This window comes from uncultured Lawsonella sp. (assembly GCF_947252745.1).
Taxonomy (GTDB): domain Bacteria; phylum Actinomycetota; class Actinomycetes; order Mycobacteriales; family Mycobacteriaceae; genus Lawsonella.
Genome location: NZ_CAMXWW010000007.1, coordinates 1 through 14,278, shown reverse-complemented (window position 1 = coordinate 14,278; position 14,278 = coordinate 1). Strand labels below are relative to the sequence as shown.

Annotated in this window: 11 protein-coding genes and 1 pseudogene; 8 read left to right on the top strand and 4 right to left on the bottom strand. The window is 57.7% G+C overall.

Annotated elements, in window-relative coordinates:
- Positions 1-104 precede the first annotated feature (104 nt).
- Entirely contained in the window at positions 105-1,157 is a 1,053-nt protein-coding gene (locus Q0X28_RS06895) for a hypothetical protein (protein WP_298577229.1), read from the bottom strand.
- A gap of 294 nt (positions 1,158-1,451) precedes the next feature.
- Between Q0X28_RS06895 and serC the strand changes: the two genes are divergently transcribed.
- The 3 genes from serC (at position 1,452) to Q0X28_RS06880 (ending at position 5,051) form a co-directional block, all read left to right on the top strand.
- Positions 1,452-2,573 carry a phosphoserine transaminase gene (gene serC / locus Q0X28_RS06890; protein ID WP_296239734.1) on the top strand — a complete coding sequence of 374 codons (1,122 nt, stop codon included), beginning with the start codon at positions 1,452-1,454 and terminating at the stop codon, positions 2,571-2,573.
- Between the two features lie 164 nt (positions 2,574-2,737).
- Positions 2,738-3,991, top strand: a complete 1,254-nt coding sequence (gene sepH / locus Q0X28_RS06885; RefSeq protein ID WP_296239733.1) for a septation protein SepH — start codon at positions 2,738-2,740, stop codon at positions 3,989-3,991.
- A complete protein-coding gene (locus Q0X28_RS06880; RefSeq protein WP_296239731.1) occupies positions 3,984-5,051 on the top strand; it encodes a DUF6928 family protein in 1,068 nt (355 codons plus the stop codon). The genes sepH and Q0X28_RS06880 overlap by 8 nt, the downstream gene beginning before the upstream one ends.
- On the opposite strand, the gene Q0X28_RS06875 is transcribed toward Q0X28_RS06880, so the two are convergent.
- Positions 5,048-5,884, bottom strand: coding sequence for an RNA methyltransferase (locus Q0X28_RS06875; RefSeq protein ID WP_296239730.1), 837 nt, complete (start codon positions 5,882-5,884; stop codon positions 5,048-5,050). The two genes, Q0X28_RS06880 and Q0X28_RS06875, sit on opposite strands and share 4 nt — an antisense overlap.
- Positions 5,885-5,998: 114 nt before the next feature.
- On the opposite strand from Q0X28_RS06875, the gene Q0X28_RS06870 reads away from it, so the two are divergent.
- Positions 5,999-6,304, top strand: coding sequence for a DUF2530 domain-containing protein (locus Q0X28_RS06870; RefSeq protein ID WP_296239729.1), 306 nt, complete (start codon positions 5,999-6,001; stop codon positions 6,302-6,304).
- 7 nt (positions 6,305-6,311) lie between these two features.
- Here Q0X28_RS06870 and Q0X28_RS06865 read toward each other — a convergent pair whose 3' ends face one another.
- Complete coding sequence (locus Q0X28_RS06865) at positions 6,312-7,109, bottom strand: DUF3027 domain-containing protein (RefSeq protein ID WP_298577226.1); 798 nt, start codon at positions 7,107-7,109, stop codon at positions 6,312-6,314.
- A gap of 88 nt (positions 7,110-7,197) precedes the next feature.
- Positions 7,198-7,611 carry a cold-shock protein gene (locus Q0X28_RS06860; protein ID WP_296239725.1) on the bottom strand — a complete coding sequence of 138 codons (414 nt, stop codon included), beginning with the start codon at positions 7,609-7,611 and terminating at the stop codon, positions 7,198-7,200.
- A 476-nt stretch (positions 7,612-8,087) separates the two neighbouring features.
- On the opposite strand from Q0X28_RS06860, the pseudogene Q0X28_RS06855 reads away from it, so the two are divergent.
- From Q0X28_RS06855 to Q0X28_RS06840, 4 genes and pseudogenes are all read left to right on the top strand, one after another.
- A pseudogene (locus Q0X28_RS06855) lies at positions 8,088-8,486 on the top strand (transglycosylase family protein); the annotation flags it as partial.
- Positions 8,487-9,225: 739 nt separating this feature from the next.
- Complete coding sequence (locus tag Q0X28_RS06850; protein WP_298577224.1) at positions 9,226-11,517, top strand: helicase-associated domain-containing protein; 2,292 nt, start codon at positions 9,226-9,228, stop codon at positions 11,515-11,517.
- A gap of 25 nt (positions 11,518-11,542) precedes the next feature.
- On the top strand, positions 11,543-13,195 hold the full coding sequence (locus Q0X28_RS06845; protein WP_296239722.1) for a DNA repair helicase XPB: 1,653 nt from the start codon (positions 11,543-11,545) through the stop codon (positions 13,193-13,195).
- A gap of 67 nt (positions 13,196-13,262) precedes the next feature.
- Entirely contained in the window at positions 13,263-13,916 is a 654-nt protein-coding gene (locus Q0X28_RS06840; protein WP_296239721.1) for a DUF3239 domain-containing protein, read from the top strand.
- The last annotated feature ends 362 nt before the right edge of the window (positions 13,917-14,278 follow it).

Genomic DNA, 14,278 nt, shown 5'->3' with positions numbered 1-14,278 from the left:
CTCCCACTGTAGAAAGAGATCTCATACAGTTGTGAACCTAAGAATACCTTCTCGCTATTTTAAAATAACCCGCGGATCTTGCTTGCTCGACCATTTTGAGGTGACTAGAGGCGGTCAGAAACCTCCCCGTGCAAGCGCCACTGTCCTGACCACTCGGCAAGTGGTTGGAGCACGATGACATCTTGGCCAGTCACCATGGCATTAGGCGGGCATGTCATGGGTTCCACGGCCAGTGCACGCCCTTCCTCAGCGTCCTTGCCGGGGAACATCACAGTTTTCTCGCCAGTAGTGAAAATCTGCAACCAGGTAAAACCAGAATCTGCATCCATCACCACGCTAATGTTCTGATCCTCTGCTGCCGGGCCAATCAGCCGCGCAAGCTCCCGCCAACCAACATCAACTGGCGTGTCTTTCGCAACCGTGAACGGAGTATCGAACCAGACACCCTCCATACTAGTCGGCTGGCGAAGTGCCGGCACCCCTTCCCCAACCGGTAGGTGCTCACCGGTTGGTAGGTTACGGTCATCCGTCACCCACCACTCGTCCACACTCGCCTCCAACGTGCACGTATCCAAGGCCGCGCCACCCGCAGTGATGTAGGGATGCGCACCATAACCCCACGGCATCTCTTGGCGAGACTCATTTATCACTGACACTGCAACCGTCAGACCAGCAGCTGATACTTCATAGCGCACCTCTACGGAGAATTCCCACGGCCATCCATTGCCCAGAGTTGGGCCCGAGCGGAAGCTCAACGTCACGAAACTCCCATCGGCAGCTTTCTCGGACACATCCCACAGCGCTGCCGTCGCGAGCCCATGGATAGCATTGCGGAGCGCCGGTTCGCTCATCTCCAAAGACACCGGTGTCTCCTGGAAAAGGAACTGAGCATCCGCGATACGGTTAGGCCAAGGGATGAGAGTTTGACCACACGTAAAGGGAGATTCCGCACCGTAGGGTTCCGTTAGCGGGATTTCCGCTGCCCCTTCGGATGGGGTCCACCAGAGGCCTTGTATAGCCGCACCCTGTCGATCAATCAGCGCCCGATAAGGGCCAGACTCCAGCGCAATAGTTCGCCCAGAAACCAATTGAGCTTCGATTTCTAGCGCGATCTTGTCTTCAAAACTCTTGTCCATCAGCTCTTCTCCTCGACACATGCGGGTAGTAAAGGGGTCGGGAACAATTTGGGAGATTCAGTCCGCCACACGCTCTATTGCCCATAAGAATAGCCACTTGTAGCCGGCTGTGAGGCAAGTCTAGGCAATCCACTGCGGGGAGTTGGTGATGTGCCGGTGACGGCACGGTGACGGCGATAAGAAGGACCCTCGCCGAGGGCGGAGCCCAATTCCCTAACCCCATCGAGTCGGACTAGAATCGTAAGAGTCTCCTCCTGGTAGTTGTGCCAGGCTGCTGGCCAAGACAATCTCCATATAGAGTCACGAAGGACAATAATGAGCGACGCTACGATCACGATTCCTGCTGATCTTCTTCCCGCTGATGGCCGCTTTGGCTGCGGACCCTCCAAGGTTCGTAAAGAACAACTCGACTCGCTGCTCGATCCGGGTGCTTCCATCATGGGCACCAGCCACCGCCAGCCTGCTGTGAAGAATGTCGTCAAGCGCATCCAAGAAGGACTGCTTGACCTCTTCCACGCCCCTGAAGGATACGAAGTTGTGCTGGGTATCGGCGGTGCTACCGCTTTCTGGGATGCCGCAACGTTTGGTCTTATTCGGGAACGCTCTCTGAACCTGACCTTTGGTGAGTTCTCCTCCAAGTTCGCCGCTGCCTCGAAGAAGGCTCCGTGGCTGAAGGATCCGGTCGTTATCGCCGCAGAACCTGGTTCTGCCCCCACTCCCGTCGCTGACGATAGCTGCGATCTTATCGGCTGGGCGCACAACGAGACCTCTACCGGTGCGATGCTGGGTGTCGAGCGTCCGGAAGGCTCTGAGGATGCTCTCATCGCCATCGATGCCACCTCCGGCTCCGGTGGCCTGCCCGTCAACATTGCAGATGCTGACTGCTACTACTTCTCCCCCCAGAAGTGCTATGCCTCTGATGGTGGCCTGTGGTTGGCAGTAATGAGCCCCGCTGCTACCGACCGTATTGAGGAAATCTCCGCAAGCGGCCGCTTCATCCCGAGCTTCCTCGATCTCAAGACCGCCCTGAACAACTCCCGCAAGAACCAGACCTACAACACCCCTGCCGTCGCCACCCTCCTCTTGATGGCGAACCAGGTTGAGTGGATGAACGAGAACGGCGGCCTGGACTTCACCGTCGGCCGTACCACCGACTCCTCCAGCCGTCTCTACGAGTGGGCCGAGAAGAGTGAATTCGCCACCCCGTTCGTGACGGATCCGGCACTCCGCTCGCTGGTAGTGGGCACCATCGACTTCAACGATGAGATCGACGCCGCAGCTGTCGCCAAGGCTCTGCGCGCCAACGGTGTGCTCGACACCGAGCCTTACCGCAAGCTTGGCCGTAACCAGCTGCGCATCGGTATGTTCCCGGCTATCGACCCCGAGGACGTTAGTCAGCTCACCAAGTGCATCGACTACGTTGTCGAACATCTCTAAGCCCAACCGCTAATCCGGTCCCCGGACTGTGAGCTTTCACAAACCGTGGATGATCCACCAAAATGTGGGTCTTCCACGGTTTTTTGTACTGTCCTTTCCCAATAACGCAGGTGTCTTCCGCTAAAGTTGTTGTAAGGAACTCACAACCAGCGGAGGTGTCGACTATGCGAGAGCTACACGTAGCTGGTTACAACGCGGACGAAAACAGCATCATCCTGCGCGATCCGACGACTGAAGAAGAGTTCTCCGTCATCGCCGATGAGCAGCTGCGTGCTGCCGCACGAGGTGACGTACCAGGGCTGCGGCAAGTTCGGGTAGAGAAATCCAACACCATGCGTCCCTCAGAGATCCAGGAACTCATCCGAGCCGGGGCTTCCACCGATGAACTGGCGGACCGTGCCGGCATGCAACGATCCCGCCTCGATAATCTGGCCCGTCCGATCCTCATGGAACGGGCCAACATGGTGCACCGTGCCCAGGAATCTCACCCGATTCTGGCGGACGGCCCCTCCGACATCACCCTCGCTATGGCGGTACACACGGGGCTCAGTGCACGAGGTATCGACTACCACGACGGAAGCTGGGACTCGTGGAAGACAGCAGATGGCCACTGGATCATTGAACTTCGCTGGGAAGAAGGCCATGCTGACAACACCGCGCACTGGCGTTTTCAGCAGGATCGCTCCTACGCTGTCACCAGCCCCATCGACGAGACAGCGAGCGAGCTTACCGACCCCTCTTTTGTCCCCAGCCGGCCGACAAACGTTACCCCCATCTCCAACCTGGGGGCAGCACGCCTTCGCAATTCCCGAACGAGCCAAGAAACGCGTCACCAACTGGCGGTGGCAGCGCAACGCGACGCAGCGGGTTTGCCGGATGGCTCCCGCCCGGGGAGTGCGCGCCGTCGCACTCCCGGATATGTGAAGTCAGTGACGGTGAGCATGGATGACTTCACCAACCCCACCACTCCTGGCCCGGTCCGATCCCTCGAATCCGTGGAGGCTCCCTCCCCCGCCACGACCGATACTCCTGCACCAGCGACAGATGAAGGAAGCACCGCGAAAACCCGCGCCAGCAAGCGCACCAAGAACACTACCTCAGCCCCCACGACCGAGCAGCTGAGTCTGGATAACATTCGGCAGTTTGCGGCCTACAAGAGAGATACTGCCGTCGACACACCGGAGGCCGGTGCTGACAAGAGCTCCCCAGCGACTTCATCTCAGCCGGAGGAAGACGAGGGGGCTACGCCCCCTATTGCGAAATTCATTCCCCCGGTGAAGCCTCTCTCCGCTTCTCCTTCCGCGCACAAGGGCGATGATGACCATTCTCGTCGTTCTGCTCGGAAGAGGCAGAAGCACCCCACAATGCCCTCTTGGGAAGATGTCCTACTAGGTGTTCGAGGTCAACAAAATGACTAATTCTGCAGAGCAAGCTGTTGTAACACTGTGGTTTGTCTCCGCTCCTGATGCCCACGCACTGCTGGCCTCCAACCCGCAGCCCGATGCCGAGTACGGGCTGCAGCTTGTCGCCGGTCTCTTCCCTGACAAACCCGTCACTCCTCTAGGAACGTTTCCCCTCACCCGCTCCGCTCCTGCTGGACACACAGAGGTGTACGTTGGCACCTACCCAGGTGTCACTGTGCTGCAAACTGCGGCCATTCCGCTCAATCGCATGCTCGACCTGGTACCCGAATGGGTGCAGCCGGATGCGGCAGATGACATTTATGCCTTCGCACAGGGGCCGTCGGGAACTTTTGCCGGCTTTGCCCACTGGCACCAGGGCAAATTGGAACGTGCATTTAGTGCTACAGCCTGCGAAATCCTTGAAGACAAGGGCCTTCCTCTAGGCGTGGAAGGCCCCTACTGGGCCGGGCAGTATCCGGTACCGAAGGAGATTGACCTGGGGTCTGACTTCGCCATTCCGCTCCCGTTCCTGCCGGGAGATATGCTGCTTACGCTCTACACAGCATGGCTGGGCTTTGAGCCGCGGGCCCACCACCTCAACATTTTGGTGAATGGTTTTGCTATTGACGGCCGACCCGAAGCTCGCCCCCTGGACCGCAATGCCCCTGATGATGCGGCACTTCGGTCTCCGGAGATGGGTACGGGCGTCTCTGCCGATGAACTCGCTGCTGCAGAGTTGGAAGAAGCAACTGGCGAAGTGGCAGACGAGGACGATGCTGCCGAGGGGTACAAGCGAGCTGGCCGACGGACGAAAGCTGCCGCGGGTAAAGAGGATAAGGCTCATAAGGATGGTCTATGGACCCGCTTTAAGCGGTGGTGGAATGGCGATCCTGTCGAGGAGCATGCTCTCGCTCCTAGTGAGGAGCAACTTTCTCCCTACGGCGACTATGCCCCAGATATCGCAGCTGGTGACGAGTATCCTGCCAACGAGGCAGTAGCTGGTGGCTACAGCGATGCTGACGACTACCAGGACTATGCGGCAGCCTACGGTGAGGACTACACCGACAATCGTTAGTGCTGGGTGCGGACGCGCTCGTAGAAGGCCACTGCGGCTGACGTGGCGACATTCAGTGAGTCCACCCCAATTTGCATGGGTATTTGCACTCTCGCGTCGGCTAGCCGCATTGTTTTCCGGCGTAATCCGGGGCCTTCCGCCCCTACAATAAAGGCAACTTTGCCACCCTCCGCAACATCCGAAAGCACCTGCGCATCGTGAGCTGGGGTAAGGGCGAGGATACGATATCCGGCCGCGCGCAACTGTGCAAAGGTGGGTTCTTGCCAATCGTTCGGACCACCGGTGCAGGGCGCGAATGGAATGCGGAGGACGTGTCCCATCGACACGCGTACTGATCGCCGATAGAGCGGGTCCGCACACCCGGCACCAATAAGTACCCCGCCCACTCCTAACGCAGCTGCATTGCGGAAGATACTTCCGATGTTGGCGTGGTCGTTCAGCCCTTCCAACACAGCCAGGGTGCGCGGACTGTAAGCGAGGACGTCCTCGACCGTGCGGGGAGTGGGGCGCGGTGCCAGCGCAAAAATATGGCGATTGAAGTGGAAGCCCACGCATTCTGAGATGACCTCTTCTGTCGCAAGGAAGAAGGGGGTGGATGCGGCTAGTGCGCCATAATCCGGCATCGCAGTGAGGCGGGCAATCCCTGCTTCCGTGCCAAGGAATTGTGTGGGTGGGCACCATGAGGCGAGCATACGGTCGATCACCAGTGAGCCTTCACCGATGATGACGCCGTCTGGTCCAGCATGATCACGTCGTTTCTCGGCATGGTTGAGATTCCGAAAGCCATCGATACGGGAGTCGAGGGGGTCGGCGATGGGGATCATGTGAACCATGCTGGGTGTTCTTCCTGGGAACGTGGTGTGTTTTACATCCTAGTTGGGCGGAAAACCGTATTGTTTTCGGTACTGTTGACGATAGTAACGATGACAAGGCGGTACCGAAAGAATATGATGAAACGCACCATCCCCGCTCTACCAGCTCGCCTTATTGACCCTCGGCCGGTGATCGCTGCAGGAACTGCGGCCTGGCTGGTATCGCTGGCGACGTTGCTTGTCGTGGGAGTTCACACCACAGCTATGTGGGTCGCGGTGTGTGGTATTGCTGTCGGTATCGTTATTTACGCCATTTTTGCTTGGCAACGGAGTGCAGTACGCCGTGGGGCTGCCACTGCGCAGACTTCACTTCCCGATGTCCAGCGCAAGGGGGACGAGGCTGTCGACCGTGTGGTCGTCAAAATTCCGCGCCAACAGTAACGGTGCGTTATGCGTTTCCTGGCGTCTCGTCAGCTGAAGTGGCCGTCTCAACAGGTTTGGTGACGAGTTCAAATTCTGCATCATCAAAGTACATGTCTGCTGGACGAGCCGCAGAATGGTCTTCTTTAATGCTGGAATGAGCTCCACACCCATAACGGACATGGACAACGTGTCCATCTGCCGAGAGGCGATTAGCGCACACTCCGAAGCTTGCTTTTAATACTCCTGCTAGAGGCAGGTAGAAACCGCAGGTCTCACACCGGGCGGGGGCTTTCTTCGCCCAGGTGCTGTGGGGCCCGTACTCTCCCTTGGCCCAGCGGGTAGCGGCTTCGTCGCGTCCTTGAGGGCTCAGCACTCGCTCGCGTCCGTAGCCAATAGGCATGGCTGCGTCATCGAGTTCATCGTCTCCGGAGTCCACATAGCCGGGGACAAGCCGGGGATCGTCCTCCGCAACCGGCAAAATGTCTCCATCGGAGAGATCTCCCGGTTGCAACCGTTCTTCCCACGGAACCCAGGCCGGGGCGAGCAGTGCGTCGTCGCCTGGCATTAGTGCTAGTTCGTCTAGAGTGGGATGGCACTCATCGCCGGAGAGGACCACCTGCCATTCCCATCCGCGGTAACCAGGTAGATCTGAGGAGAAGCGGTAGGTTGTGGAACCGTTGTCTTCGGCTTGTACCCCAAGGAGTTCGCCTGCCCCGCCGGAGTGGAGGTCAGCGACAGCCTGCCTGGCCAGCGTCTCCGCAGCAGAAGTCCCCAACGGTGTGGGGTTGGCAGAGGGAGTTGTCTTTGCGATGTCGTCACTCACAGTTCTATTGTGCCACTTTTCACGTCGGGGAATGTCACTGCCCCTGGTGCGACGCCAGAGGCTGTATGCAGGTGGGAGCAGATCAAATCTAGTGGTCGAGCTCGCGCGCTACCGCGCGAACAATCTCCGAGATGTGCTGCGCGGTTTTACGGTCGGGGTAACGTCCCTTCCGAAGTTCCGGTTGCACGGCGGATTCCATAAGCGTGATCATGTCTTCGATCATTCCGTGAAGTTCGTCCGGAGTGTGCCGGTGTGCGCTCTGTCGACGTTGCTTCCGCTGGTTAGCAGATACGGAGGGAGCCGGTGCAAGGACTTCCAAACGAAGTGCTTGAGGGCCGCGGCGTCCGGCAGCGATATCCATATCGACACGCTGACCTGGTTTCAGCTCGGTGAGGCCTTCAGGAAGAACAGAAGCACGAACGTAGACGTCTTCCCCCTCATCTTGGGTAATGAAGCCGAACCCCTTCTCCGGGTCGTACCACTTCACTTTTCCGTGGGGCATAATCCGTGCATCTCCTTTCCTGGTGTGTACACGGGTTTGTACTCAATACAGTCCCTACAGTGTACCGATTCCCTGTCACCTATATAAAGCAATAAGGCGGGAGGCGTTTCGTCACCATTTCGTCACAAACTCTCCCACTTTGTGGGATTTTGTAATGATTTCTTGATCTTTAAAATAGGGCTATACGCAGGGAACTTCGAGAAACGTGCAGCATTTTCCCCAGATTAGGAGCATCATATTTATTTCGTTTAGGTGACGATTCGGACACGGAACTGTACTCTTGTATTCATAGTTGCTTCAACTACTCCGGTTGTCAGGATGCATCTCCCATCCCCTGACCGTCGAGAGCGCTGCCCCCTGAACAGCGAACAAGGATGGGAACGGTCATCACAACGGCCTACATCAGGGCCCATGTTCTTTGCACTACCCCCATAAGAACACCGATGAACGGCGCATTTGTTTGGAAAAGGAACCTCATGGGTGCACATTCTGCACAAGGACGACAGTATGGAATTGCCGATGTAAAGAAAGCGGTCTCTTCCATCGCCCTGTCCGGCGCTGCCGCCCTCGCAGTGGGTGTCATCTCATCCCCCCTCGCCTCCGCCGCCCCCAACTCCGATTGGGACCGTCTGGCACAGTGCGAATCCGGTGGCAACTGGCACACCAATACCGGTAACGGCTACTACGGTGGCCTCCAGTTCAGCCAAGGCACCTGGGCCGCCCACGGCGGTACCAACTACGCCCCCCGAGCAGATCTGGCCACCCGGGATCAGCAAATCGCAGTAGCTGAGCAGGTGCTCGCTACCCAAGGATGGGGTGCCTGGCCAGCCTGCTCCTCCTCTCTCGGCCTGAGCAGTGGCCCCACCCCTCGCAATACCGTGACCCCTGGTGAACTCGCGAAGAAGAAGCGTCTCGCCGAGCAGAAACGCCTCGAAGCAGAGCGCCGTGAACGCGAAAATAACTTCATCCAGTACAAGGCCACCGAAACCGCTGGCGCTGCCGTAAAAACTGCCGCCAACCTCGGCCTCCCCGTGAATGAACAGAAAGCCGACAAGGCCATTGATGAGATCAACAACGGCTTCACCAATAAAGTCGTTAAGCCGGCCAGAAAAGCCAGCAAAGAGTCCGACAGCACGGTTTTACAAAAAGTCGACCCCACTTACACCAAGGTAAACCGTTCCGCCGCTAAGGTTGTCGAAGGCGACGGTGGCCTAGAAGAGAAGCTCTACGCCCCCTCCAGTACACTCAATGCACTGACCGATGGCGCCACCCCAGTAGTCGGCGCTAATGCTACAACGACCTCCTCCACGGAATCCGCTAAGGTCTCCGCGAAGGGCACCAAAGCCACTAAGTCCACCATTGCTCTGCCTCTGCAAATAGAGAAGAAGGCTAATTCGCAGAAAGACAAGAAGGACAGTCTCCTCAGTATCCTTCCGCTTTCTGACCTTTACTGCTAAAGGACACCTCCCCCTGTCGCGTGAGCTACCGCAGCTCCCGGCACTCACATTAGTAGTGTGGCCAGCTAGTTCACTAGCTGGCCACACTACTATGTCAACAGGCCTACCCTTCACCCCGCCACACTCGCTATTCTCCGGTTCGCGGTAAGCTGGATGGATGGACTTGCGTACGCACACCAGCTGGGATGCGTGGCTGGGCTCACTCACCACAGAACGCCTGGCCACCCTCCTCCACCTGCGTCCTGATGCCGCTGTTCCCCCGCCCACTAGCCTCGTCGTCCTCTCCACTCGACTCACTCAACAACGTTCCTACCGACGCGCATTGAGTAGCCTTAATCGCCCGCAGCTCGCCTTTCTCGCGACAGTAGCAACAGGAAACATACAGAAGAATACGGGCGATCACGCTGGACTCTCCCCCATACTCCCTGGAGCAACAGACTGCTTTCCGTATGACACCCAGAATCTCGCCGTCTCCCTACAGAATTACGCACTCCTCTATCCCGGTGACGATGACGGCTATCTCCTTCCCCCTGGGCTCCCTGACGTCCTTTCCCAACTCCCCCTCGACCTGCTGGACAATCCTCCGTTGCGGGACTGTAGTGAGTTGCGCGCACACATCGCACTCCTCCCTCCAAAGCAACGCCAGGTACTGAAAACACTTGCAGAATCTGGCCGGAAAGGCCATGCCACTGCCGTTGTGCAAGCGCCACCCGACCATCCTCTACAACAGCTGCTCGCTGCGGAGCTGCTGACCCTCGACAAGCGCACAGAGGACACCGTACTGCTCCCCGAAGACGTGTACTCCGCACTTCATCACTCCATCGCCGCAGCCCACGAGGAGCCGCTAGTCTGCCCTACCCCCAAGCAGCGGAATTCCCCCACCGCAGTCGCCCATCTGTTGGCCAGCACTACTGCTGGTTCCTTCGCAACAGGGCTAGACCATTTCGCGCTGCTTCTGCACACGCTACGTGAGCTCATTACTACTATCGATAACCAACCGCTGCATGCGCTCGCCGATGGGGGCATTGGGCAACGAGAGCTGCGTCGGCTCGCCACTAGTACCGACCTCGCCACCGACCAGATCACCATTGGACTAGAGGCACTCGCTGCCCTCGGAATTATCGAGGAATCACTTCTCGAGGACGGCGCGTGGACCACCACCATCACCGCTGACGCGTTCCTAGCGGTCTCCCCCGCAGAACAATGGGAACTCCTCATCCGTACCTGGTGGCACAGTCCCCGGCCGTGGGGCGGTACACCCCACGAGCGTGCTTTAGCGCTGAACCCGCATGCCGCGGATAGCCATCTCTTAGCGATTCGCCACCAACTGTTAGAGAGTCTCACTCTCTGGCCGACCTCTCTCCACACGGCGGAAGCCTCTGACGTCGCCGCACTCACACACTGGAACTACCCGCTGATCCCCGCCCTCGCCGGCGGTGACGCTTTCACGGATACGCTGCAGGTGGCAGAGATGCTTGGCCTGCTACATTCCACTACCCTCACCCAAGTGGGACGCTCCCTCTTCACGGGTGAGCTGGCAGAGACAATCGCTTCCCATATCCCTCCAGAAACGACATCCATCCTGGTACAAGACGACTACACCGTGCTCGTCCAAGGTTTTCTCTCCCCCGCTCACACTGACACGTTGCGGCGCTTCGCAAAAGTAGAATCCCCTGGAATGGCGACCCTCTACCGCATCACTGAAGAAAGCATCCGACACGCCTTGGACACCGGCCTTACCGCCACCGATATCCACACGTTTCTCCAAGATCTGTCCGTTAATGCCGTACCGCAGGCACTGGGGTACCTCATTGACGATGCCGCCCGCCGCCATGGAGCTCTACGGGTTGCTCCTGCCTTATCCGTCGTTCATTCTGACGATCCCGCGCTTATCCGTACTGTCATGGCCGCACCAGCGGTACACCATTGTGGACTCCGCTCTCTTGCTCCCACGGTGGCGATAGCTGACGTCACGCCACGTGAACTACACTCCGCGTTGCAACAGGCTGGTTTCAGCCCCATTCTGGAAGATCACCATGGCGGGGTATTGGCACTCCGCCACCATCGGCCACGTCCTTTAACAGATAATCCTTACCGCAGCCCGGTTCCTACCGATGACTCCCTCACTACCCGGTCTTTGCACTCACAGTTTTCCCAAGAGCAGGTCTTGGAGATCGCGAACCGCCTGCAGGCTGCCGAGGACAATAGTCGAAACAGCGGGCCAATGGTGACGGGCGAGGGCATCATTCCGACGCTACAGGAGGCTATTACCAGCAACCGGGAGGTGATCCTCGGGTTTATCAAGGGAACCGGGGTTGAAGCACAGATTCGCCTCCTCCCCCAGGGGATGTCGGGTGGCCGGCTAGACGCTATGGAGCTCGCCACCCGTCAACCCTACCGTTTCGCATTGCATAAGATCCGTTCAGTCCGCATCGTCACCGACGAGTGACAGCTGAAACTGTTGAGGAGTTTGAATGTCCGATGGTCCGCTGATTGTCCAGTCCGACAACACTATGTTGTTGGAGGTCGATCATCCGCTAGCTGACGAGGTGCGCCAGGCCATTGCTCCCTTCGCTGAGCTCGAACGAGCCCCCGAGCATATTCATACCTATCGCATCACCCCGCTCGCACTGTGGAACGCTCGCGCCGCAGGACATGACGCAGAACAGGTTGTGGACGTCCTGGTGCGCTATTCCCGCTACCCGGTACCGCAACCTCTTCTCATCGCCATTGCGGAGACGATGGAGCGCTACGGACGCCTCCACCTTGTCAATGACCCTGCTCATGGGCTAGTGCTTGTCTCCACCGATCCTGCGGTACTGGCAGAGGTCATGCGCCACAAGAAGATTCGCCCTCTTTTGGGGCAATCGGTCGGCCCTGACACTGTGACAGTTCACCCTTCTGAACGAGGCCACCTCAAACAAGAGCTCATCAAGGTGGGGTGGCCGGCAGAAGATGTTGCCGGTTACGTCGATGGTGAAGCGCATCCCATCGGACGCAGCCAAGAACATGTCAGTTGGGAGGCACGCGACTACCAACGCTGGGCCGCAGACGCCGCCTGGGCGGGGGGGTCTGGGGTAGTCGTACTGCCCTGTGGCGCCGGGAAAACTGTAGTGGGCATCGAAACCATGGTGCGAGCCCAGAAGACCACTCTTATCCTGGTGAACTCTACGGTGGCAGGCCGGCAGTGGAAGAGGGAACTGCTGCAGCGTACAACCCTTACCGAGGATGAGATTGGCGAGTATTCAGGGGAGCGGAAAGAAATCCGCCCGGTGACTATCGCCACCTACCAGGTGGTGACGCGGAAGACGAAGGGCATCTACCGGTCAATGGAGTTATTCGACTCACGGGACTGGGGGCTCATTATCTACGATGAGGTCCACCTGTTGCCCGCTCCAGTATTCCGTCTCACTGCTGATCTGCAATCACGTCGACGGTTGGGCTTGACTGCCACCTTGGTGCGTGAGGATGGCCGCGAAGAGGATGTTTTTACCCTCATTGGGCCGAAGCGTTTTGATATGCCGTGGAAGGATCTGGAATCCCAGGGATGGATCGCTACAGCTGACTGTACTGAAGTGCGGGTGACGTTGACGGATGAAGAACGTATGGCCTATGCGACAGCTGAGCGTGAGGAGATGTACCGACGCTGTTGCACGGCAATTTCTAAGGATAGAGTAGTGGCGGATTTGATCGCTCGTCACCCCTCTGAACCTACCCTGGTTATTGGCGCCTACCTGGATCAATTAGAGCGGTTGTCAGCCAAACTCGATGCCCCACTGGTACAGGGGACAACCCGTACAGCCGAAAGGGAACGTCTTTTCGACGCGTTTCGACAAGGTGAGATAAGTACCCTGGTAGTGAGTAAAGTTGCGAACTTCTCCATTGATCTTCCGGAAGCATCGGTCGCGATCCAGGTGTCTGGAACGTACCGGAGCCGGCAGGAGGAGGCCCAACGATTGGGCCGACTGCTTCGTCCGAAGAGTGGTGGTCAGGAGGCTCACTTCTATACCATTGTCGCCCGTGACACGATCGATGCGACCTATGCCACGTACCGCCAGCGTTTCTTGGCGGAGCAGGGTTATGGGTATCGCATTGTGAATGCGGACGAGTTGGATAGTTTGGGCTAACTCGCGAAACGTTACTTTGAGAACTTAGCCATAATGTTTTAGAGAAAGTAGAAGGTTTGCGATGCCAGTGCGAATCTTTGAATTCCCCATCGATAAGGAGCACGCGAAGAAGCACAACGAGTTGGTGGGTGATCGCCGTCGTTTGCAGGTATCGTCCCTTATTTTGACGATCATTCTCGGCGTTGCCGCGTATTTTGCGTACGCGAAAGGCGCTAGCGTGTTTTGGGTATCAGTTTTGTGTGTCCTTGCGGCGGTGTCTGGCGTTGTGATGGTGTGGATTCCAACTGCGATCGGGTCGATTGATAAGACTTTTAAAAAGTCATCGTTAGTTCCTGCGATTGTCGCAGATACGCGAGAGAGTGGGATGACGCTGTTGGCACTCGTTGATTTATCAAAGAAACCAGAGGAGTCGACGAAGTGGGCGTTAGTCGCCCGCGACGTTCACGACATCCCTGGGCTGCGTAAGGTAATCGGTCAGAAGGTGCCGTGTGTAGCGGTGACGGGGTCTCAAAAGCTGCGTGCCGGACATGACTATTGGGACTTGGCTACTCCGATGCCGATAGCGTGGGGTACGACGGATCGTACGATCATTGCGGAGGCTAGACGGACAATTCCCACTACCGAATGGGATACCTTGAGTAAGCTGCGTCCACGGTTAAAGGATGTACGGGAGCAGCGTAACGATGTACTGCTGCTAGCAGATGAGGACCTCGTCGTATAGCGCGAACGTAGCATAGCCGTAGGAGAACACCCTACGGAGCCCTTTCACGTAACGCGGCTGGGCCCGACGTCGTTAGGCTTAGCCGCTTTCTAGTGCCTAATTTATAGCCTCTACAAACCCGGTGATAGCAACCCACCAGTGGAATCGGCATGGAATAGGGGGAAGGAACCCTTTGATTCCTGTTTAGAGGTGAAGCAGGTGTTGTGTTGAGGGTGCACAGTAGTGAGCAACGGCTATTAACTCTACTTATGTTTGGAAATGGGAAGAGCCCCGGGGGGAGATTGCTCTCAACCCTCGGGGCTCTTCTAAGTTAAGTTCGGCAGCGACCTACTCTCCCACACCCCTGTCTCTTATACACATCT

Coding starts and splice junctions, on each gene's coding strand:
- Q0X28_RS06845 (WP_296239722.1), top strand. CDS start 11,543: ATGTCCGATGGTCCGCTGATTGTCCAGTCCGACAACACTATGTTGTTG.
- Q0X28_RS06850 (WP_298577224.1), top strand. CDS start 9,226: ATGGACTTGCGTACGCACACCAGCTGGGATGCGTGGCTGGGCTCACTC.
- sepH (WP_296239733.1), top strand. CDS start 2,738: ATGCGAGAGCTACACGTAGCTGGTTACAACGCGGACGAAAACAGCATC.
- serC (WP_296239734.1), top strand. CDS start 1,452: ATGAGCGACGCTACGATCACGATTCCTGCTGATCTTCTTCCCGCTGAT.
- Q0X28_RS06875 (WP_296239730.1), bottom strand. CDS start 5,884: ATGGTTCACATGATCCCCATCGCCGACCCCCTCGACTCCCGTATCGAT.
- Q0X28_RS06880 (WP_296239731.1), top strand. CDS start 3,984: ATGACTAATTCTGCAGAGCAAGCTGTTGTAACACTGTGGTTTGTCTCC.
- Q0X28_RS06870 (WP_296239729.1), top strand. CDS start 5,999: ATGATGAAACGCACCATCCCCGCTCTACCAGCTCGCCTTATTGACCCT.
- Q0X28_RS06860 (WP_296239725.1), bottom strand. CDS start 7,611: ATGCCCCACGGAAAAGTGAAGTGGTACGACCCGGAGAAGGGGTTCGGC.
- Q0X28_RS06895 (WP_298577229.1), bottom strand. CDS start 1,157: ATGTGTCGAGGAGAAGAGCTGATGGACAAGAGTTTTGAAGACAAGATC.